Origin of the sequence: Aureimonas sp. AU22, assembly GCF_001463745.1 — a bacterium.
In the GTDB taxonomy this organism is placed as follows: domain Bacteria; phylum Pseudomonadota; class Alphaproteobacteria; order Rhizobiales; family Rhizobiaceae; genus Aureimonas.
This window is the reverse complement of the sequence record NZ_BBWJ01000032.1, coordinates 50,005-71,535: the sequence shown is the minus strand read 5'-3', so window position 1 is coordinate 71,535 and position 21,531 is coordinate 50,005. Positions and strand designations below refer to the sequence as shown.

The following is a 21,531-nucleotide window of genomic DNA, read 5'->3' as shown; positions in this document are numbered from 1 at the left end:
TTGACGGAACTCGACACGGAGCCGCAGGGCCCCTTGCGCAACATCCTCGACGTCGTGCGCACGTCCCACGGGACCTTGCGCAAATCCGAGCGCAAGGTCGCCGATCTCGTGCTCGCCGATCCCCAGCGGGTGCTCGGCGCGACGCTCGCCGACACGGCGGCGGAAGCCGGCGTCAGCCAGCCGACCGTGATCCGGTTCTGCAATGCGCTGGGCTGCGCCGGCTATCAGGACTTCCGTCTTCGTCTCGCCCACGGCCTCGCGCTCGGCACGCCGGCGACCCATTCCGTGCTCCTGCCGACCGATCCCCCCGCTTCGGTGGTCGAGAAGATCTTCGACTACACGATCACCAGCCTCGACTGGGCGCGGCGCAATCTCGATCCGCAGGCGATGGAAGCCGCGATCGCGCTCCTCGAGACGGCCCGCTCGATCGAGTTCTTCGGCTTCGGCGCCTCCGGCATCGTCGCGCGCGACGCGCAGCAGAAGTTCCCGCTCTTCGGCGTGCCCTGCGGGGCGCAGCTGGATTCCCACCAGCAGATCATGTCGGCCTCGGTGATGCGCGAGGGCGACGTCGCGGTCGTCATTTCCAACACCGGGCGCACCCGCTCGCTGATCGAGATCGCGACCGTCGCGCGAGAGAGCGGCGCCAAGGTGATCGCCATCACCGGCTCGCGCAACGCGCTTGCGGACCTCTGCGACATCGCTCTCGTCGTCGAGACGCTGGAGAACACCAACGTCTACACGCCGACCATCTCGCGCATCGCCGCGCTTGTCGTCATCGACATCCTGTCGACCGCCGTCGCGCTCCGCCGCAGCGATGGCGCCGCCGACCGCTTCGACCTCATGAAGCGGCGGCTGAACAACCTTCGTCTCACCGACGAATGATGAAACCGGAGGAAGTCTCTTGTATCTCGAACGCTTCAAGCTGACGGACAGGATCGCCGTCGTCACCGGCGCGGCGCAAGGCATCGGCCGGGCGACCGCCGAGGCGCTGGCGGAGGCCGGCGCCCATGTGGTCGTCACCGACATGAACGGCACGGCGGCGGAGGACACCGCCGATGCGATCCGCCAGTCGGGCGGCTCGGCCGAGGGGATGAGCCTCGACGTGACGCGGTCCGACGACGTCGAGCGCGTGCGGCAGGCCATTCTGCAAAAGCACGGCCACGTCGATATCCTCGTCAACAATGCCGGCATCGCCATCAGCAATCGCCCGGCCGAAACCATGACGGACGATGTCTGGCTGAAGGTCGTCGACGTCAATCTCAACGGGCTCTTCTGGTGCTGCCGCGCCTTCGGCGCCTCGATGCTGGAACGCGGCAGCGGCAACATCGTCAATGTCGGGTCGATGTCCGGCTTCGTCGTCAACCGGCCGCAGGAGCAGGCGCAGTACAACGCCTCGAAGGCGGGCGTGCATCACCTGACGAAGTCGCTCGCCGCCGAATGGGCGTCGCGTGGCGTGCGCGTCAACGCCGTGGCGCCCACTTATATCGAGACGTCGCTGACCGCCTATGTCTACGACGACCCGGAACTGATGAAGCACTGGATCGGCGGCACGCCGATGGGCCGGATGGGCCGCACCGACGAGATCGCGTCGGTGATCCTGTTCCTCGCCTCCGAGGCGTCGAGCCTGATGACCGGGTCGATCGTCGCAGCCGACGGCGGGTACAGCTGCTGGTGACGCGCCAGGCGGAATGAGCCTTTCAGATGATGGCAGAGGCCGGCCGCTGGCAACAGCTCGCGACCGGTTCGCGCCCTGCCCTGTCGGTCGGACGATCCTCCGGGCCGTCATCCCGTTCGAGGAGGAGCCTCTTCAGCATTCACAGAAGTCGTCCTTGAACCCTGCCGCCCGTATGTCGAACTTCTAAACGCTCTCGGCGAGCCCGCTTTCCGCCCGTCATGGACGTGCCCCGCACACCTCGCCTTCCTGCAAGCGGACATGGAAAACTTCGGGGCGTAGGCCGACCGGATCCCAAGCCCTGGTCGACCGTGGCGAGGCTTCACTCGACACCGGTTCGTCTTCTGTCCGCTCGCAGGACCAGACATCCGCATGCTCCGGCGGAGGCTACGATGGGCGATCCTCTGTCGCCCCGCAGCCGCATCCTTGTGATGCGTGCGTGCCTGTGGTGTCCACCCCAGCCCAGCGGCGAAGGCGCGAGGTCTTGCCGATGCCGGGATTGAAGGCGTTGGTGGGGTCGAGCTGGCGGTAGAAGGCCTTCAGCGCCGGTTTGGCTTCGTAGAGATGCCCGACATTGTGCTCCGCCGGATATTCCGCGCCGCGCGCGTCGAGGGTCTCAAGGATCGCGTGTTCCAGCGCCTCGCAGTCGACGCCCTTATGGACGAGATATTCCTGGTGCATGACCTGGCAGAGGAAGTGGCCGACGTAGAATTTCAGCGCGATCTTCGCATCGATCTCAGGGGGAAGCGTCTCGAACCAGTCCTGCGTGTCGCGCGGCAGGGCGACGTCGAGGGCCACGATGTCCTCGATGCGCGAGCGATGGACCGCGCGGTAGCGCACCACCGCCCCACCCGACACGAAGCGGTTGAGAAGCGCGGCCTGCCCCTCGTCCGCCGTGCATTCGAGGAACCCGCCGTCGCGGACCGATCCGGGCTCGCTCGAAGCCGTGGGATCGCTTGGAAGGATCGACGAGAGGTAGTCGTGCATCTCCGTGATGCCCGCGCCTCCGGTGCGCAGGATGAGATGATGGGCGTAGCGGTCGCGATAGGCGAGGAGGCGGTCCGGCAGGTGCTGCGGCAGGACCCTCGATAGACCCTGGAGGAGGTGGTCGGATAGCGTCTTGCCGAGCCCGAGCGATTCCGTCAGCCCGTCGAACCAGCTTTTGGCCGCGAAAGCGCGCGGCACGTTCACGGAGCCGAAGCGGCGGATGAAGACGAACAGGTCCTTGCCGTAGGTCTGCGCGGCGCGGAATGCGTCGGCATGCATGTATTCGCCGGCGATGGGCAAATGCCGGAACCGGCTCAAGACGTGCCGGCGGATATCCTGGAGCACGGCGGGGTCGTTGGTCCCGACATAGAAGACCTGCTCCTGTGGCTCGGCGACGAACGTATCCATGCGCAGAGCGAAGACGGCGATCTTGCCGGCTGAACCGGACGCCTCGTAATGGCGCCGGGGATCGGCGTTGAAGCGGGCGGGCGTCGAGGCGTGGATGTCGCGCACATAGGTGGCGTACTCCCGGTCGGACGCCCAGGCGCCGTTCTCCTCGTGGATGTCGGCCGGACCGTAGGTGCCGGCATCCAGCCGTGCGAGAATGTCTTCCGCGGCCTCCCCCAGTTCGACACCGAGATGGTTGACGAGTTCGAGCCGTCCTTCCTCATCGACGCGCGCAAACAGGGCGAGTTGGGTATAGGCAGGCCCGCGCTGCACCAGAGAACCGCCCGAATTGTTGCAGATGCCGCCGGTGACGGAGGCACCGATGCAGCTTGATCCGATCACCGAATGCGGCTCACGGCCGAGAGGCTTGAGAAGCCGCTCGAGGCCTTCCAGCGTCGCGCCGGGCAGGCAGACGACCTGCGCCCCGTCCCGGATGACGTCGATGCGCTTCAGTCGCATTGTGTTGACGATGACGATCGGCCGGTCATAGCCGGTGCCAAACGGCGTCGAGCCCCCGGTGAGGCCCGTGTTGGCGGCTTGGATGATGATGGCGACGTCCGCCGCGATGCAGGCCTGCAGAACGCGCCACTGCTCCACGAGCGTTCCGGGCTGCACGGCCGCCGCGATCGTGCCGTCGCCGTAACGGTAGCCCTTCCGGAAGCGGCGCGTGGCACGCGTGCCGACATGGACATGGGTCGGGCCGGCAATCGTGCGCAGCCGGTCGATCAGGGTCGTCGTCATGAAGGCCAGTCTTTCGATCGTTCCCCGGACAGGCTTCCTGCCGCCGCAGCGGATGGAGGCCACCCCCGGGGCGGGCAGCACGAACTAAGATCTTCATCCGGCAAGGCGGGTATCATTCGGGACGATAACGAGCCCCTCATCGCAGGATGAGGACGCGGACGATTTCGGCGGCTGTCGCCGGCAGCGACGGGCAGTTCCCGGCAATGAACACGTAGGCCGGGTTCTTGGAGCGCGGCGGGAAGGTGAGGCGCGCTCCCTTCTCGGCCGATCTCGACGGGCTTGTGCAGCAAAGCATCGACCGCACCCTGGTCCTCGCCCGTCGGTGTATCGAAGCGGGCAGTCGAGTCGGCGTCGAGAAGATCAGCCCTCGTCGGTGCGAATGGCATGACCTCGATCACCGAGCCACCGCTGAGGATTGCGACCGAGGAGCCGCCAGGGCCCGGACGCCAGACGGGTCCGACCAGTGTGGAGCCGTCCGACCTATCTGGGAGCATCTAAATCTCGAACGTAGCAAAACTATTCTGTCGAGCGTCTGGATAGCGGGGGTTGCCGGAATGAGCAAGCGTCCACTGGGACGATGGAATAGCGCATCGAACAGGAATTCTACACATAAGCCATGCCTGACAACCGGTTTCGTCCTTCCAGGGCTCGATGCGATCCCCATCGTTTTCCCGCTTGCGGTATGTAGTAAAGCTATATTAGATCGAAGCGAAAGCAGCCGGCGGCGCGCCGTCGGGCATACGAGATCTCAGGACGCACCATGCTCGCAGCCTATGACTCCCAGCTCTTCATCGCCGGCGAGTGGCGCCGGGGAGCGGGCGAGACCCTGCCCGTCGAGAACCCGGCGACAGGAGAGGTGATCGGCCGTATCGCCGCGGCGACCGGAGCCGAGGTGGACGCTGCCGTCGCGGCAGCGCGCGCGGCCTTTCAACCCTGGGCAATGCTTGCGCCGAAGGAACGCTCTGCCGCCCTGCACCGGCTCGGCGACGTGATCGCGGCCCGCGCCGACACGATGGCGCGCATCATGACCTCGGAGCAGGGCAAGCCGCTCAACGAGGCGCGCGGCGAGATCCTCAAGCTTGCCGAAGCCTGCCATTTCTATGCCGAGGAGGCCGAGCGCGTGCACGGCGAGATCGTGCCGGGCGCGACCACCGACCATGAGAGCATGGTGGTGCGCGAGCCGATCGGCGTCGTCGGTGCGATCACCCCCTGGAACTATCCGGCCGAGCTGATCGGCTGGAAGCTCTGCGGCGCGCTCGCTGCCGGCTGCACGGTCGTCATCAAGCCGGCCGAGCTCACGCCCTTCACCGCGCTCGCCATCGCCGAGGCCTGCATCGCGGCGAAGATCCCGGCCGGCGTCGTCAACATCGTCACCGGAAAGGGGTCGAAGGTCGGACAGGCGCTGGTGGAGCACCACGACATCGACAAGATCGCCTTCACCGGTTCCAGCGCCGTCGGCCTCCATATCCAGCGCACGACCCCGATCGTGCGGCGCATGTCGCTCGAGCTCGGCGGCAACTGCCCGCTGATCGTCGCGCCCTCGGCCGATCTCGACGCCGCGGCCAAGGGCGCCGCGCGGCGGGGCTTCCGCAACATGGGCCAGATCTGCATCGCGGTGAACCGCATCTACGTCGCCCGGCCGCACTACGAGGCCTTCCTCGACAAGCTGAAGGTGGTGGTGGACAAGCTGACCATCGCCAACGGGCTGGAACAGGCCGACGCCGATCTCGGGGCCATGGCCTCGGCGGAGCCGCTGGAGAAGACCAAGGCGCATCTGGCCGACGCGCTGGAGAAAGGTGCGCGGCTCGTAGCGGGCGGCTCGGCGCCGGAGGGCGAGGCCTTCTCGCGCGGGCACTTCTTCCGCCCGACCGTCGTTGCGGACTGCACCCACGCCATGAAGGTGATGACGGAGGAGACCTTCGGTCCGCTCGTCGGCGTCGCGCCCTTCGACACGCTGACGCAAGCAGCCGACCTTGCCAACGACACGCCCTACGGCCTCGCCTCCTATGTCTACGCCCGCGACATGAACGAGGTGCGCGCCCTCTCGCGCAGGCTCGACTACGGCAACGTCGCGGTGAACAACGTCGATGCCGGCGTGATGAACGCGCCCTATGGCGGGCGCAAGCAGAGCGGCGTCGGCTACGAGCATGGTCGCGAGGGAATGCTGGAGTATCTGAACTTCAAGCACATCCGCATCCGCTACGACCAGGCGCGCTGATCCCATGACCGAGTGCCTCCTCGGGATCGATATCGGAACATCCGGCTGCAAGGCGCTTCTGGCGGGATTCGACGGCGCGGTGCTGGCAAGCCGCACCGAGACCTATCCCCTGTCCCAGCCGCGGCCCGGCTGGAGCGAGCAGGATCCCGCCGACTGGGTGGATGGCGCGCGCCGCGCCGTCGGGGCCCTTCTCGCCGAGAAACCGGGCCTGTCGGTGAAGGCGATCGGCTTGTCCGGCCAGATGCACGGGCTCACCGCCCTCGACGCGGCGCACCGCGTGCTGCGCCCGGCGATCCTGTGGAACGACCAGCGCAACGGCGCCGAATGCACTGAAGCGACGGAGCGGGCCGGCGGCGAGGCGGCGCTTCTCGCGCTCACCAACAACCGGATGCTCGTGGGCTATACCGGCGGCAAGATCCTCTGGATGCGCGCGCACGAGCCCGAACTCTTCGGCCGGCTCGCCCATGTCCTCAACCCGAAAGACTATCTCCGCCTCGTCCTCACGGGCGAACGCGCGACCGAGGTTTCCGACGCCTCCGGCACGGGTCTCTTCGACACGCGCGCACGCCGCTGGTCGGCCGAACTTCTGGACCGCCTCGACCTCTCGCCCGATCTCCTGCCGCCGGCCCACGAATCCGCCACGGTGAGCGGGCGCCTCAGCGCGTCCGGCGCGGCGCTGCTTGGGCTCTCCGAGGGCATCCCGGTCGTCGGCGGCGGCGGCGACGCGGTGATCCAGACGCTCGGATCGGGCGTCATCGCACCCGGCGAGATCCAGACCACCATCGGAACGGCCGGCATCGTCGCCTGCGCCCTCGACCGGCCCAGCGACAATCCCGGCGGCCGGCTTCAGGTCTTCTGCAACGTCGACCCCGCCAAGTGGCACTGCATGGGCGTCTCGCTGAACGCGGGAGGGGCGATGAGCTGGTTCCGGGGCCTCGCCGCCGACTTCGCGGGTGGCGAGCCCCCCTCGTTCGACGCCCTCGTGGCGCGCGCGGCAACGAGCCCGGCCGGCGCAAAGGGCCTCCTCTTCCTGCCCTATCTCTTCGGCGAACGGTGCCCGCACCCCGACCCCGCCGCCCGCGGCGCCTTCGTCGGCCTGACGGCCCGGCACGGGGCAGCCGACATGACGCGCGCCGTGATGGAAGGCGTCGTGCATGGGCTGTTCGACATCTTCGCCGTGATGGAAGAAGCCGGCATCGGGCGCGGCATCGTCAAGGCGTCGGGCGGCGGCGCCCGCGCGCCGCTCTGGCGTCGGATGCAGGCCGACCTCTTCGGTTGCGACGTCGTGACGACGGAGGGCGCGGCGGAAGGCGGGGCCTTCGGCGCGGCGCTTCTGGCCGGGGTCGGCATCGGTGTCTGGACGGACGCCGCGAGCGCCGCCGCCGTCTGCCGCGCGGTGACGCGCGACGAGCCGAACCCGGATACGGGCACCGTCTACGAGGCCGCGAACCGCATCTACCGCACCCTTCATTCCGCCCTCGCGCAGGCCTCGACCGATCTTGGCCACCCGCGCCTGGACCCGTGATCCAAGGCTAGGAGTCCCTTGCCGATGCCCTCCCCTTCCGCCACCGCCGACGTCCTGATCTTCGATCTCGACGGCACGCTGATCGACAGCGCCCACGACATCGCGGCGGCCGTCAACGAATACCTCGCCTCGAAGGGCTGGCCGGAGCAGGATCCGGCCTTCGTCGAGGGCTTCATCGGCAACGGCCCGCGGCGGCTGCTCCTCGACCTCCTGAAGGCCGTCGGCCTGCCGCACGACGATGCATTGGTGGACGAGGCCGTACCGACCTACATCGCCAACTACGAGCGAAGCCCGGCGCGCCACACCCGCTTCTACGCCCATGTCGAGGAAGACCTGCGGCTCTTGCGCGATGCTGGATTCCGGCTGGGCCTGTGCACCAACAAGCCGCATGCCCTGACGCTGAAGGTGCTGGACCTTCTCGGCATCGCGCCGCTGTTCGAGGCCGTGGTCGGGGCCGACGCCGCACCCGCCTGCAAGCCCGATCCGGCGCATCTCCTGGCGGTGTGCGAGCGCATGGACGCCGCGCCCGCGCGCGTCGCCTATGTCGGCGATACGGCGGTGGACCAGGCGACCGCAAGGGGCGCCGGCATTCCCTTCCATGCCGTGCCCTGGGGCGGCGGCTCGCTCCTGCAGGTCGACGACGCCTTTCGTCTGGAGCGGCTCGCCGACCTCATGGCGCTCAAGCCCGCCGCCACCCGCCGGACCGCCTGACGCCGATGACGACGAGCCTTCTCCAGCGCATCCTGTCGGAACGCGAGATGATGGGCGCGGCGGAGCGGCGCGTCGCCGACATCGTCGCGACCGATCCGGGCGCCGTGATCCACATGAGCATGGCGACGCTGTCGCAGAGGTCCGGCGTCAGCGATCCCACGATCATGCGCTTCTGCCGCCGCTTCGGCTTCGAGGGCTACGGCGACTTCAAGCTTTTCCTGGCCCAGAGCCTCGTGCCCTCCGCCCCCTTCGCCTACGAGCAGATCATCCCGGGCGACTCCATCGCCAACATCGTGCGCAAGACGGCGCGCAACTCGCTGAACGCCATCGGGCGCGCGCTCGAGGATCTCGAGCCGCCGCAGTTGGAGGAAGCGGCCAAGCGCCTCCAGGCGGCGACGTGGATCGGCATCTACGCCTCGGGCATTTCCGAGATCACCGCGCTCGACGCCGAGCACAAGTTCCAGCGCCTCGGCATCCGCTGCGAGGCGCTGATCGGACGCAAGAAGCAGTGGCTCCACGCCGAGACCTCGCGGCCGGGCGAGGTCGCGCTGATCTTCTCGCAGTCCGGCCACACCAAGCAGATGGTGGACATCGCCACCGCGGTACGCGCGGGCGGGGCCGCCGTCGTCTCGGTGACGGCCGCCGACAGCCCGCTCTCGGCGGTGACCGACGCACTTGTGGCCGTTGTGCCCTACGACCGGACCGAGCTGCTGACCCCGCTCGCCTCGCGGCTCAACCACCACCTCGTCGTCAACATGCTCGTCACCTCGATCGCGATGATCGGCGGCAGCGAGTTCCCCGACCAGCTGCCGGCGCTCGACAGCTGGCAGACCGAGAAGATCTGAAGGCCGGATCGGCCGTCCAACCCAAAGGCCCGCGGGCCAGCATGGAGAATCCTATGAGCGCACAGGACGAGGCGAAGCGCGTGGCCGGGCGCCGCGTGATCGAGGAGTTCGTCACCGACGGCATGAAGCTCGGCCTCGGCTCGGGCACGACGTCGCACTTCTTCGTGCGCGAGCTCGGAAAGCACGTGGCGAACGGCCTGCGCCTCACCTGCACCACGACCTCGCGCGCCACCAACCAGGTCGCACGCGAATCCGGTATCGAACTCACCGATCCCAACGAGATCGGCGAACTCGACCTCACGGTCGACGGGCCCGACGAGATCGACCGCCAGTTCAACATGATCAAGGGCGGCGGCGCCTGCCTTCTCTGGGAGAAGATCATCGCCCACGCCTCCAAGCGGATGATCACCATCTGCGACGAGACCAAGATCGTCGACCGGCTGGGAACCTTCCCCTTGCCTGTCGAGGTCGTGCAGTTCGCCTGGAAGCAGACGCAGCGCATGGTGGAGGCAGCCCTTGTCGAACATGGGATCGAGGGCGCTGCGATCGAGCGGCGCATGCGCGACGGCCAGCCCGTCGTCACCGACAGCGGCAACTTCATCCTCGACTGCCGCTGCGGACCGGTGATCGCCGAACCCGCCCCGCTGGAGATCGCCCTCAACCGTATTCCCGGCGTGGTGGAAAACGGCCTCTTCACGCGCGAGTCGGCAGGCATGGTCGTCGGCAAGTTCGACGGCACGTCCGACGTGCAGATGCGCAAAATCTAGTAAAGCAAGATTTTCTTCCACGCTGCGGGACGAGAAGCCGGCCGCGAACGACCGATGCCGGCCGGCATTCGCCTCTCACCGTTCCAGCCCCTGCAGCATTTCGGGCCCCGACCACGGGCCTTCTTGACGGCTCGTTCCGACGTCTAGTATTACTACATCAACCGCTCTGGGAGGAGAAGCAGCCCCATGCCACAGATCAATCGTCGCCATCTCTTGCAGGCCGGCGCCGCGCTGGGCGCCACCGCCCTCGTCGGCGGTCGTGCCGCCTTCGCGCAGGAAGCGGGCTTCGTGCCCTACAGCAACAAGAGCCTCGACTACTACTTCTTCGTCATCCAGGAAGAGGCGGTGAAGCGCGCGGTCGAGGCGCAGAAGTGGCGCTTTCAGGCGACGAACGCGAGCTTCGACAACACCCGGCAGCTCGAGCAGTGGCAGAGCCTCATGCTCAGCCAGCCGAGCGCCATCGTCTCCGATCCGATCGACAGCCAGGCCATCGTCAGCGCCATCCGCCGCTACAACGGGCGCAAGATCCCGGTCGCCATCATCGACACCCCGGCCGACGGCGGCGACGTCGCCATCACCGTGTCGTTCGACAACAAGCTCGGCGGCGTCATGGCGGCGCAGGAGATCGTCAAGCGCCTGACCGAAAAGCACGGCAGCCCCAAGGGCACGGTGCTGAACTGCTTCGGCGCGCTGCAGAGCGTCGCCTGGCGTCAGCGCAAGGAGGGCATGGACGAGGAGTTCGCCAAGTACCCGGACATCAAGTATCTCGCCCGCCCGACCGAGGGCGCGCTGGACCAGATGCTCGCGGTCACGCTTTCCACCCTGTCCGAGTTCCCCGATCTCGACGCGGTCCATGCGCCGAGCGACTCGCCCTCGCGCGGCATCGTCACCGCCCTCCAGCAGCGCAACCGCTGGAAGAAGGTCGGCGAGGACGGCCACGTGATCTTCGTCAACATCGACGGCGAGCCGGTCGCGCTGAAGTGGATCCAGGAAGGCTACATGGACGCCTGCGTCTCGCAGGACCCGATCGCCTACGGCGAGATCGCGGTGGAGATGCTCCACAAGCACGCCATTCCTGGCCAGGCCGTGCCGCTCGGCACCTACGAGAACACGAAGTACTTCTGGGAGAAGGGCGAGATCGTCGACGGCGCCACCGGCCCGACGCTCATCATCCCGCCCTTCGTGATCGACGGCTCCAACGCCAACGACAAGCGCCACTGGGGTACGATCGCCGAGAAGGACTGGGGCATCCCCTACTCCTGATCCCTCATCTCGGAATGCGGCGCGGGAGCCTCCTGCCTTCGCGCCGCCGTTTGGGTTCCGGCGGAGGACGTCATGACCACCACCCTTCATCCTCGGCCCGAGGCCCAGACCGACGGCTCCGTCGTGCTGCGCACCGACCGCCTGGAAAAGCGCTACGGCGGCGTCCTGGCGCTCGCGGGCGTTTCCATCGAAATCCGTCGCGGCACGATCCACGGGCTCCTCGGCGAGAACGGGGCGGGCAAATCGACACTCGTCGGCCTGATCTCGGGCCAGCGGCAGCCGACCTCGGGCACGATCTATCTCGACGGCGCGCCCGTCGAGCATGCCGACGTGAAGGCGATGGAGAAGGCCGGCGTCTTCCTGGTCACCCAGGAGCCGATGATCGTCGACCACATGAGCGCGGCCGAGAACCTGATGCTGGGCATCTGGCCGCGCCGACGCTTCGGCTTCGTCGCGTGGAAGCGCCTGCGGGCCGAGGCCGCACGCATGCTGGCGGGCTCGGGCATCGATCCCGCCGCCCCCGCCGGCAAGCTCGACGCCGTGGCGCGCCGCAAGCTCAATATCCTGCGCGCCATGTTCAGCGGCGGCAAGGTCATCATCCTCGACGAGCCCACCGCCGCGCTCAACGTCGACGACCGGGTGCAGCTGTTCGACTTCATGCGCACCCTGAAGGCGGACGGCGTCACCTTCGTCTTCATCTCGCACTACAACGACGAGATCCTGGAAATCTGCGACGCCTGCTCGGTGCTGCGCGACGGGCAGCTCGCCGGCGGCACGGACGACGTGCGCTCGCTGACCTCCGAGAAGCTGTCCGAGCTTGTGCTCGGTCGGGGCCTCACCCTCTTCCAGCGCGAGCACCGGGGCTTTCCGGACGGCGCCCCCGCGCTTCGCCTGCAGGGCATCAGGGCCGGATCGCTCGACGTTCCCACCCTCGACATCCGGCCGGGCGAGATCCTCGGCTTCACCGGCCTGCCCGGCGCGGGCGCCAAGGAACTGGCGCGTGCGATCTTCGGCCTTCTTCCCGCGAAGTCCGGCACGGTCGCCTTTGGCGGCGAGGCCGCCCGTCCGCTGCCGCGCGACCCGCGCGAGGCCTTCGACCGGGGCATCGCCTTCCTGTCCGACGACCGGCGCCGCGACGGCTCGGTCGGCGGCATGTCGATCGCCGCGAATCTCTCCTTGTCGTCGCTGCGCGGCGTCTCCAGCGGCGGCTTCTTCCGGCAGGGCGCCGAGACCGCCCTTTCCGCCCGCTACTTCGCCGCCATGGGCATCAAGGCGGCAGGGCCCGACGCCGCCGTCGACACGCTGAGCGGCGGCAACCAGCAGAAGGTCTGCCTCGGCCGCGTGCTCGCCACCCAGCCGCGCCTTCTCATCCTCGACGAGCCGACGCGGGGCATCGACGTCGGCGTCAAGCAGGACGTCCTGCGCATCATCGACGCCCTCACCAGGGACGGCGTGTCGGTGATCGTCGTCTCCACCGACACCGACGAGATGGTGCGCATCGCCGACCGGGTCTGCCTCTTCGAGAAGGGGCGCATCACGCGTGAGCTTTCCGGCTCCGACATCACGACCGAGAGGCTGCGCGGCCTCGCCGAAGCCTAAGAAGCGTCAGCACGCATGCCACAGGACAAGCCCATGAAGCCCGCCGCCGCCACCCTTCCCTCGCCCCCCGTCGCCACGGTGCCGCAGCCGGCGACGCCCAAGCCCGTCGGCCGCTCCGTCACGGGCTGGATCCTGCACAACGTCGTCTGGATCTGGCTAATCGCGCTCGTCGTCCTGTTCGGCGTCTTCAACCCCTACTTCTTCACGCTGTTCAACCTGCAGAACATCATGGTCCAAGCGACCGTGCTCGGCATGATCGGGCTCGCCGTCTCGCTGCCGCTTCTGGTCGCCGAGATCGACCTGTCGCTGCCGGCCAATCTCGGCTTCTCCTCGGCCATCGGCGCGCTCGCCTATTCCAACCTCGAACTGCCGTGGTTCGTGGCGATGCTGGCGGGCGTCGGGGTCGCGACCCTCATCGGCTTCTTCAACGGGCTCTGCATCACCAAGCTGCGCATGGTGTCCCTGATCGAGACGCTTGCGATGATGATCATTCTGGAAGGCTCGCTCCTGGCGCTGACGCAGGGGCGAACCATCACCAATATGTCGGACGGCTACATCTGGATCGGCCAGGCGACGATCGGCGGCTGGCCGGTGATGCCTGCAATCTTCGTGGTCGCGCTCATCGCCATGGCCGTGCTCCTCAACCGCACGATCCTCGGCCGCAGCATCTATGCCGTCGGCGGCAACGCGGTGGCGTCCAACTCGGCAGGCATCCGCGTCGACCGCATCAAGATCGCGACCTACACGATCGCCGGTTTCCTGGCGGGCGTCGCGGGGTTCCTGCTGGCCTCCTGGCAGATGGCGATCACATCCAACCAGGGGTCGAGCTACCTTCTCTACGCCATCGCGGCGCCCATCATCGGCGGCGTATCCGTCTTCGGCGGACGCGGCAACGTGGTCGGGGTGCTGGGCGGCGTCCTGCTCCTCACCGTGATCCAGGTGGGCCTTGCCATCGTCAACGTGCCGTCCTTCTACGTCGGCATGATCGGTGGCTTCATGATCTTCATCGCGGTCGCGATCGACGCCCTCCGGGTCCGCTACTTCAGCTGATCCCCCGGCGCCGATGCCGAACTGGCGCCGGTCATGGCGGGTCGCAATCCGTCGCCAGTCCTTCAGTCGCCCGAACATGATCTCGAGGCGGTTGCGGCGTCTGTCGTAGCGCACCGGTGCATTTCGGGCCTTTCGGCCTGAAATGCAGGGTTCGATCCCCTTCGCTTCAAGAGCGTCTCGGAACCGTTCAGTCCTGGCATCTGGTGGATTGGATCGTTTCTTGATCCATCGAACTCCACGGATGGTCCGGCTTGGTGAGGCGGTGCTCGATGCTGTTGCCTCGCAGATCATGTCGAAGCGCATCTGCCGGGATCCAAGCCGACTTACTAGCGTGGTCGATCGCAACGAACGTCGCACCAGGACGACCCGGTCCGAAACCGCCGCAGGATGCCGTTGATTACCCTCGGCCTGCTCGCCCCCTTCGGCCTACCGGTCGCGAGCCTCGCGCATGCGCTGGTCGGGCATTCGCGCCATCGCGTCGTCCTCCACGACATCAACGCCGCCTCCTGGCATTCCGACCACATCGTCGCGATGCGCGCCGGCCGCGTCTGCCGGCAGGGGACGCCGGACGAGACCGTCATGGTCCAGACATTCAGTTAGCTGGTGGCAACTTCGCGGACAGGAGCTGGAACGACAGGGACTTGCCATGGCCGTCGAGCCCAAGGCTCGCGTTGACACCGCCTTCGAGAACGCCGTCGAGGACGAAGTTGAAAGCGGCCAGCCGCGGCAGTTCGTATCGCACGACCCTCGTGGGCCGCCGCGCGGCGAAGACCTCTGCGACGAAGGTTTCCGTAACCGTCTGGCGCAGGCGCTCGTAGTCCGCGGGATCACGGCAGATCACCGCGATGTTGGCGCGGTTTCCCTTGTCGCCCGAACGGGCGTGAGCCAGGGACCGGAGCGTCGTTTCAACCATGGTGCGCCTCCAGGATCGACATGCGGGGCTCTACGCGCTCGCGCTCCACCAGGCACGACGCACTGGCGACGCGGTGGGTGAGGCGCGTGCGGATGCCCGCGCCGCCACCGGGACCGGCGCAGTAAAGCGCGCGAACCTCGTGCAGGAGTTCCTCCGGACCCGCCCGGTCGGACGAGGCCGCCGACAGGCGGACGCGAACGTCCTCGCAGCGGGAGGCCGCCAGAGCCGGACCTAGCGCCGCGGGACCGGCAGGGTGGAACAGGCTGGCGATGCCGATCGCGTCCGCGCGCACGACGAGACCCGGGCAGCGCCGCGCCATCCGCTCCTGCACGACCTGGATCGCCAGGGCCGCCCGGCGCGCGGCGTTCGCGCCGGCATAGGAGATCTCGCCTTCGGCGAGATGGCCGCCATCGACGCACACCGTCGCCTTCAGGCGTTCGGGTCTTGGTCGACCGCGCGCACCGGCCACCCTCACACGGTCCTTGCCGACCACCTCGATCGCGACCTCGGTGAGGTCGAGGACGACGTCCGGGGTGAGATAGGCCGCGGGATCGTGAATCTCGTAGAGAAGCTGCTCGGTGACGGTCTCGCGGTCGACGCGGCCGCCCGTCCCGGGCGGCTTGGTCAGCGTGATCGTGCCGTCGGCGAGGATCTCCGCGATGGGGTAGCCGACTTCGGCGAGGTCTGGGACCTCAGCCATACCGGGATCGGCGAAGTATCCACCCGTGACCTGCGAACCGCATTCCAGAAGGTGGCCGGCGAGCGTTCCGGCGGCAAGGCGGTCCCAGTCGTCGAGGCGCCAGCCGAAGGCATGGATCAAGGGCCCGAGCGCCAGCGAGGGATCGGCGACGCGGCCCGCGACGACCACGTCGGCCCCCGCATCGAGCCCCTGCGCGATCCCTTGGGCGCCGATATAGGCGTTGGCCGAGACGATCTCCGCGGCGTTGGCGAGAAGGTCGCCGTCCATTTCGCGCGTCTTCAGTTCCTCGTGCGAGAAGGCACCGGAGATATCGTCGCCCTCGACAACTGCGATCCGGATGTCGGAGTAGCCGAGTTCGGTGGCGAGACGGCGGATGGTGCGCGCACCGGCTCGGGGGTTGGCGGCCCCGAAATTGCCGACGATGCGGATGCCCGACGCCAGGCATTCGGCGAGCACGGGGCGCAGGAAGCGCTCGATCGCCTCGCTCGCCCCGGCCTCCGGGTCCTGCCGGCGCCGGAGCTGCGCGAGCGCCAGGGTGCGCTCCGCGAGCGTCTCGTAGATCAGGAAGCGCGGCCCTTCGTAGCGTGCGAGTTCGCGCACGACGGGGACGCCGGCATCCGACCGGTCGTCGGCAAAGCCCGACGCGCATCCGATCCGCACGAGAGAATGGGGATCTGCAGTCGTCATCAGATGGCTCCGGTGATCCAGGCGACGGCGGCCATGATCAGCGTCGTCGCGAAGGCCCATTTGAAGATGAAGCGCTGGTGCGCGCCGAGGGTGACGCCCGACAGGCCGATCAGGATGAAGGTCGAGGCGGTGAGCGGGCTGAGCGGGAAACCGGTCGTCATCTGCCCGAGGATGGCGGCGCGTCCGACCTCCACGCCTTCGTGGCCGAGCGCCTCGGCGGTCTGGGCGAAGACCGGCAGCATCCCGAAGTAGAAGGCGTCCGGCGTGAAGGCGAGGCTGAGCGGCATGCTCGCGACGGCGACGACCTGCGGCAGGTACGGCGCCATGCCGTCGGGCACCACGGCGACGAGCGAGGTTGCCATCGCCTCGATCATGCCGGTGCCCTGAAGGATGCCGGTGAAGATGCCGGCGGCGAAGATCATGGTGGTGACCGTGACGACGCTGTCGGCATGGGCCACGAGGCGTTCCCGCTGCGCCTCCCAGCTCGGATAGTTGACGAGCAGCGCGACCGCGAAGCCGATGATGAAGATCACGGCGAGCGGCAGGACATGCGTGAAGAGCATGACGAGAAGCACCAGCGTGAGAGCGACGTTGAACCAGAAGAGGTTCGGCCGCAGCGCCGATTCGTCCTCCGCCGTCTCGGTGACATGGGCGCCCGCGTCGAAGCCCTCGGCCACACCGAGACGTCGGCGCTCCTTCAGCCCGAGATAGGCCGCCACCAGAAACACCCAGGCGAGTCCGACCAGCATGGCGGGGATCACGGGCTGGAAGATCTCCTGCGAACTCGTGCCGAGGACGCTCATGGCGCGGGCGGTCGGGCCGCCCCAGGGCAGGATGTTCATCGTGCCCGCCGCCAGCGCGACGATGCCGGGCAGGACCAGCGGGTTCATCCGCATGTGCCGGTGGATGGGCAGGAGCGCCGTGATCGAGATCAGGAAGGTCGTGGCGCCGTCGCCGTCCAGGGCAACCAGCATCGGCAGCGCCGCCGATACGAGGCAGAGGCGCACCGGATCGCCGCGCACCAGCGAGACGAGGCCGAGGATCATCGGCTTGAAGATGCCGGTGCCCATCATCAGGCCGAAATACAGGACCGCGAACATGATCATGATGCCGGTCGGCGCGACCCGCACGATGCCGTCCATCATCATCTTGCCGAGGTCGGCGCCGAAGCCGCCGAGAAGCCCCGCCACGAGGGGCACGAGCACCAATCCGACGAGAACGGACAAGCGTCCGCTCAAGGTGATCGCCAGAAATACGGCGATCGTGCCAAAGCCAAGCAAGGCCAGCATTTCCATCCTCCCAAGGCCTTCTCCCGAGGCCGGGCCGGAGGTTGGCACTGCGCAACTTGTGCGTAAATTGAATTCGGTTCATTCATCGATGCATGAAACGCATCGATCTGTCGCCCTTCGAGCTGCAGGTGTTCCTCGTCCTCGCCGAGACGGGTAGCTTCCGATCGGTCGCCCAGCACTTCGCCCTGTCGCAGCCGGCGGTCAGCCGCGCGGTGGCGCGCATCGAACAGCGGATCGGGGCGAGGCTCTTCGACCGGACGAGCCGATCGGTGGTCCCGACGCCGCAGGGCGAGGCGCTGCTGCCGATCGCGCGGCGCGTGATCCACGATCTCACGACGTCGCTCGACGAGATCACGCAGTCCCTGTCGGCGATCGGCGGGCATGTCGCCATCGCCGCCCTCCCCTCGATCGCCTCGGCGATCCTCCCGCCGCTGTTTGCACGGCTGCGTCGCGACGACCCCGAAATCCGGCTCTCGATCATCGACACGTTGCTGGATGGGGTCACCGGCGCGGTCGCTCAGGGCGAGGTCGATTTCGGCATCGCGGTCGAGCCGTCGCGACGGTTGCCCGATCTCGTCTTCGAGCCCCTGACCACGGATCGCTTCGTGGCCGTCCTGTCCGCAACCCATGTTTTGGCACAGCGGCAGGAACTCGCCTGGGCCGATCTCGCGGCGCATCCCTTCGTCGCCATGACGAGGGTGACCTCCGTGCGCCAACTGACGGACCATGGCTTCCTGGACGCGGGCTGCGAGGTTGAGCCGGCCTTCGAGGTCTCGCACCTCGCATCGGCCGGGGCTCTCGTCTCGGCGGGTCTCGGCGCGACGGCCTTGCCGGAACTCGCCTTGAAGGCGTTCGACACCGGCGGGATCACCGCCCGCCCGCTGAACGCTCCCGTGGTGCATCGTGCGATCTGTCTCGTGCGGCGAAGGGGAAGAACCCTGTCGCCGACGGCCGCCCTGGTTTGCCAACGGTTGCGAATGCTGGACTTGTGAAAGCCGAGCCGACGCCTCGCGCGGTGCAGGGTTCGCGGCAAAGCAAATGCCCGAGGCAGGAGGATGCGGCTCGCGTCGGCAGCGCTCCGGCCGAGCCCCATCCCGTGTTGTCCCGCTAGCGGCTATGCTCGAGCGCCTCGCTCGCTTCGGCGGCCGGACGCTTCACCGTTTCGGCGACGCGGCCATGGCCGCTGATCTCTCGACCGGCATCGGCGGAGAATTGGAGGTTCCAGACCGTCGCCAGAAGCGAGATCGCCACCACGACGCCGAAGGCGAGCGAGAAGTCCGAAAGCTGCGGCACCGCGTGCCCCTGCACGCTCATCGAGCCATGCAGCGAGAGCGCCGCGATGCAGATGCCGAGCGACAGCATGAGCTGCTGGAAGGTCGTGTAGAAGCTCGTCGCCGAGCTCATCTGCGCCGGCGAGATCCGGTCGTAGGCCACCGTGTTGTAGGCGGTGAACTGGAACGACATCGAGAAGCCGCAGCAGGCGAGCACCCCGAAGATCACGGGCAGCGGCCAGTCCGGGCGGAAGAAGGCGCAGACGCCGTAAAGAAGCGCCGCGAGGATGCCGTTGACCACCAGCGCCTGTCGGAAGCCGAAGCGGCGAAGCAGCCGCGGCGCCAGCGCCTTCATCATCAGCGAGCCGATCGCGGTCGCGATCGTGATGAGGCCGCTCGTCGCCGCCGAAAGCCCGAATCCGAGCTGCATCATCAAGGGCAGGAGGAACGGCTGCGCGCCTTGCGTGATCCGGGTCAGCGATCCCGCGATCACCGAGGTGCCGAAGGACGGCACGCGCATCAGGGCGGGATCGAGGATCGGCGCGGCATGGCGCCGGGCATGACGGAGGTACACCGCGCCGGTCAGGAGGCCGACCGCGACGAGCGCCAGCGCCAGCATCCCCTCGCCCTCGCGGCTGGCGGTCTCGAAACCGAAGAGGAGCGAGCCCAGCGAAACGCCCGATAGGATCATGCCGACGCCGTCGAACGGGCCGACGCGCTCGCCCTTCGTCTCGTCGATGAAGAGGCTGACGAGCACCATCCCGAGGAGGCCGACGGGCACGTTGATGTAGAAGATCCAGCGCCAGTCCGCATAGGTGACGATGAAGCCGCCGACCGGCGGTCCGAGGATCGGGCCGACGAGCGCGGGCACGAGCAGCCACGACATGGCCGAGACGAGATCGCGCCGCTCCACCGAGCGCAGGAGCACGAGGCGCCCGACCGGCATCATCATCGCGCCTCCGAGGCCCTGCAGGAGGCGCGCGGCGACCAGAAACCCGAGCGACGGCGCCAGCGCGCAGAGGATCGAGCCGACGACGAAGACGCCGATGGCGGCTCTGAACACGGTGCGCGAGCCCCAGCGATCGGCCACCGCGCCGCTGACCGGAATGAAGACGGCGAGGCTGATCAGGTAGGAGGTCAGCGCGATACTCATCGACGGCGCGCTGACGCCGAAGTCCCGCGCCATCGTCGGTAGGGCGGTGGCGAGGATCGTGGCGTCGAGCTGCTCCATGAACATGGCGCTGGCGACGATGAGGGCGACGGTGCGGAAGTTGCGCCGGACGGGCGCGTCACCGGCGAGGCCGATGGTGGTCGACGGAACGGACATGGGAAATCGAGACGAACGCTTCACGGGCGACGACAAGCCGGGCCGCCGGGCGGCGTGACACCTTCGCTGGGTATCGCAAGGGAGACATACGATTCGAACCCGCAGTTGGCCACCCCGCCGCGATCACGAAATCCCTCAAGCAAGCCGCCGAGGTGAACCACGGCCAGGCAGCGCACTCGCTCGACGACAGTGATGCCGGTTGACAGCACGACCGACTCGTCCTTAAGTGGTCTGACCACGGACGGATCACTTGATGAGCAGTGACGTTTCCATCACGCGCGGCGACACCGACACCCGAAGCGGCTACGAGCGCGTCGTCTCGTTCCTGCGCGAGCAGCTTCTGTCGGGCCAGTTGAAGACCGGCGACTGCCTCCTGCCTGAGCGTGAACTGTCAGCCCGGTTGAACGTCAGCCGCCCCATGCTGCGCGAGGCGCTTCGGGCCCTGGCGATGATCGGAGCCGTCGAGATCCGCCACGGCGTCGGCACGATCGTGAAGCGGCCGGACGTTTCGACCCTCGGCGAGTTCTTCTCCTTCGTGCTGGCGCAGCAGGCCGATGTCATCGACGACATCATGGAAGCGCGCATCGCGATCGAGCACCATGCCGTGCGTCTCGCCTGTCGCCGGGCGACGCAGCCCGATCTCGACCGGATCGCCGACGCGCTGAAGCTGATCGCCGAGACCATCCACGACGTCGAGGCGGGCGGCGCCGCCGACTTCCGCTTCCACGAGGCGATCGTGCGGGCCGCCCATTCGCCGACGCTCGTCAGCATCTACGGCTCGCTCTCGGCCCTGATGATGCGCTCGCATCTCGACCGCCGCGAGCAGATCATCCGGATCGAGGGGATCGACGAGTTCCTGATCGATCACCACCGGCTGATCTTCTCTGCCGTCGTCGACCGGGACGCGCCGAAGGCCGACGACCTCCTCACCCGACATTTCGAGATCGGCGCCGAGTTCCGGCGCCGGGCGACCATGATCGAGACCGCACAACGCATGAGGGAGCGTCGGGGCACGGCCCCGCACCCAGCTCCTCCGAACGGCCAGAACCCAAGGAACGACCCATGAAGATCGTCATCGGCAGCGACCACGCCGGCTTTCCGCTGAAGGCTGAGGTGATCGAGCATCTGAAGGCCGGGGGCCACGAGATCGAGGACGTCGGCAGCTTCGATCCGAACCCGGTCGACTTCCCCGACATCGCCCGGCTCGTCTGCGACAAGGTGCGCGGCAAGGAGGCCGAGCGCGGCCTTCTCGTCTGCGGCACCGGCGTCGGCGCCGCGATCGCGGCCAACAAGATCCGCGGCATCCGCGCCGCCGTCTGCCACGATGTCCATTCGGCCCACCAGTCGGTGGAGCACGACGACGTCAACGTCATGTGCATCGGGGCCCAGATCGTTGGTCCCTGGCTCGCCAACGACCTCGTCGACGCCTTCTTCGCCGCCGAGTTCGACCGCAACGAGGACTTCGTGCGTCGCGTCGACAAGCTCGCCCAGCTCGAAACCGCGGACTGACCCATCGGAC

Annotated in this window: 19 protein-coding genes and 1 pseudogene; 14 read left to right on the top strand and 6 right to left on the bottom strand. The window is 67.9% G+C overall.

Translation table 11 applies throughout. The features are described 5' to 3' along the window. A complete protein-coding gene (locus AUL34_RS11005; RefSeq protein ID WP_061933761.1) occupies window positions 1–882 on the top strand; it encodes an SIS domain-containing protein in 882 nt (293 codons plus the stop codon). A 19-nt stretch (window positions 883–901) separates the two neighbouring features. Then, window positions 902–1,675: an SDR family NAD(P)-dependent oxidoreductase gene (locus tag AUL34_RS11000; protein WP_061933760.1), complete on the top strand. Its 774-nt coding sequence runs from the start codon at window positions 902–904 to the stop codon at window positions 1,673–1,675. Between the two features lie 384 nt (window positions 1,676–2,059). Here AUL34_RS11000 and dld read toward each other — a convergent pair whose 3' ends face one another. Continuing rightward, a complete protein-coding gene (dld, locus tag AUL34_RS10995) occupies window positions 2,060–3,847 on the bottom strand; it encodes a D-lactate dehydrogenase (protein ID WP_061933759.1) in 1,788 nt (595 codons plus the stop codon). Between the two features lie 760 nt (window positions 3,848–4,607). Between dld and AUL34_RS10990 the strand changes: the two genes are divergently transcribed. The 8 genes from AUL34_RS10990 (at window position 4,608) to AUL34_RS10955 (ending at window position 13,825) form a co-directional block, all read left to right on the top strand. Next, on the top strand, window positions 4,608–6,065 hold the full coding sequence (locus AUL34_RS10990) for an aldehyde dehydrogenase (protein WP_061933758.1): 1,458 nt from the start codon (window positions 4,608–4,610) through the stop codon (window positions 6,063–6,065). A 4-nt stretch (window positions 6,066–6,069) separates the two neighbouring features. Next, window positions 6,070–7,590 (top strand): xylulokinase, encoded by a 1,521-nt coding sequence (gene xylB, locus AUL34_RS10985; protein ID WP_061933757.1) that lies wholly within the window; start codon window positions 6,070–6,072, stop codon window positions 7,588–7,590. Window positions 7,591–7,614: 24 nt separating this feature from the next. Beyond that, window positions 7,615–8,301: an HAD-IA family hydrolase gene (locus AUL34_RS10980; protein WP_061933756.1), complete on the top strand. Its 687-nt coding sequence runs from the start codon at window positions 7,615–7,617 to the stop codon at window positions 8,299–8,301. Between the two features lie 5 nt (window positions 8,302–8,306). After that, the gene (locus AUL34_RS10975) at window positions 8,307–9,146 is read left to right on the top strand and encodes a MurR/RpiR family transcriptional regulator (RefSeq protein ID WP_061933755.1); all 840 of its coding nucleotides are present in this window, start codon (window positions 8,307–8,309) and stop codon (window positions 9,144–9,146) included. 53 nt (window positions 9,147–9,199) lie between these two features. Further along, a complete protein-coding gene (gene rpiA / locus AUL34_RS10970) occupies window positions 9,200–9,913 on the top strand; it encodes a ribose 5-phosphate isomerase A (RefSeq protein WP_061933754.1) in 714 nt (237 codons plus the stop codon). A 186-nt stretch (window positions 9,914–10,099) separates the two neighbouring features. Beyond that, the gene (locus AUL34_RS10965; protein WP_061933753.1) at window positions 10,100–11,176 is read left to right on the top strand and encodes a sugar ABC transporter substrate-binding protein; all 1,077 of its coding nucleotides are present in this window, start codon (window positions 10,100–10,102) and stop codon (window positions 11,174–11,176) included. 72 nt (window positions 11,177–11,248) lie between these two features. Next, on the top strand, window positions 11,249–12,775 hold the full coding sequence (locus AUL34_RS10960; protein WP_061933752.1) for a sugar ABC transporter ATP-binding protein: 1,527 nt from the start codon (window positions 11,249–11,251) through the stop codon (window positions 12,773–12,775). Between the two features lie 33 nt (window positions 12,776–12,808). Beyond that, window positions 12,809–13,825 carry an ABC transporter permease gene (locus AUL34_RS10955; protein WP_082653307.1) on the top strand — a complete coding sequence of 339 codons (1,017 nt, stop codon included), beginning with the start codon at window positions 12,809–12,811 and terminating at the stop codon, window positions 13,823–13,825. 27 nt (window positions 13,826–13,852) lie between these two features. Here AUL34_RS10955 and AUL34_RS22735 read toward each other — a convergent pair. After that, window positions 13,853–14,008, bottom strand: a pseudogene (locus AUL34_RS22735) (IS5/IS1182 family transposase); the annotation flags it as partial. Window positions 14,009–14,212: 204 nt separating this feature from the next. Between AUL34_RS22735 and AUL34_RS23090 the strand changes: the two are divergent. Then, on the top strand, window positions 14,213–14,425 hold the full coding sequence (locus AUL34_RS23090) for a hypothetical protein (RefSeq protein WP_061933751.1): 213 nt from the start codon (window positions 14,213–14,215) through the stop codon (window positions 14,423–14,425). Here the strand turns inward: AUL34_RS23090 and AUL34_RS10945 are convergent. From AUL34_RS10945 to AUL34_RS10935, 3 genes are read right to left on the bottom strand one after another with little or no spacing between them, the layout of a single operon-like run. After that, window positions 14,418–14,738, bottom strand: coding sequence for a hypothetical protein (locus AUL34_RS10945; protein ID WP_061933750.1), 321 nt, complete (start codon window positions 14,736–14,738; stop codon window positions 14,418–14,420). The genes AUL34_RS23090 and AUL34_RS10945 overlap by 8 nt on opposite strands. Continuing rightward, window positions 14,731–16,125: an acyclic terpene utilization AtuA family protein gene (locus AUL34_RS10940; RefSeq protein ID WP_061933749.1), complete on the bottom strand. Its 1,395-nt coding sequence runs from the start codon at window positions 16,123–16,125 to the stop codon at window positions 14,731–14,733. Before AUL34_RS10940 ends, AUL34_RS10945 begins: the two co-directional genes overlap by 8 nt. After that, entirely contained in the window at window positions 16,125–17,414 is a 1,290-nt protein-coding gene (locus tag AUL34_RS10935; RefSeq protein ID WP_061933748.1) for a CitMHS family transporter, read from the bottom strand. Before AUL34_RS10935 ends, AUL34_RS10940 begins: the two co-directional genes overlap by 1 nt. 92 nt (window positions 17,415–17,506) lie before the next feature. On the opposite strand from AUL34_RS10935, the gene AUL34_RS10930 reads away from it, so the two are divergent. Next, window positions 17,507–18,406 carry a LysR family transcriptional regulator gene (locus AUL34_RS10930; protein WP_061933747.1) on the top strand — a complete coding sequence of 300 codons (900 nt, stop codon included), beginning with the start codon at window positions 17,507–17,509 and terminating at the stop codon, window positions 18,404–18,406. Window positions 18,407–18,521: 115 nt separating this feature from the next. Here AUL34_RS10930 and AUL34_RS10925 read toward each other — a convergent pair whose 3' ends face one another. After that, complete coding sequence (locus tag AUL34_RS10925; RefSeq protein WP_061933746.1) at window positions 18,522–20,012, bottom strand: MDR family MFS transporter; 1,491 nt, start codon at window positions 20,010–20,012, stop codon at window positions 18,522–18,524. 253 nt (window positions 20,013–20,265) lie between these two features. Here AUL34_RS10925 and AUL34_RS10920 point away from each other — a divergent pair, with 253 nt between their 5' ends. Continuing rightward, complete coding sequence (locus AUL34_RS10920; RefSeq protein WP_082653306.1) at window positions 20,266–21,078, top strand: FadR/GntR family transcriptional regulator; 813 nt, start codon at window positions 20,266–20,268, stop codon at window positions 21,076–21,078. Next, entirely contained in the window at window positions 21,075–21,521 is a 447-nt protein-coding gene (gene rpiB / locus AUL34_RS10915; RefSeq protein WP_061933745.1) for a ribose 5-phosphate isomerase B, read from the top strand. The genes AUL34_RS10920 and rpiB overlap by 4 nt, the downstream gene beginning before the upstream one ends. The last annotated feature ends 10 nt before the right edge of the window (window positions 21,522–21,531 follow it).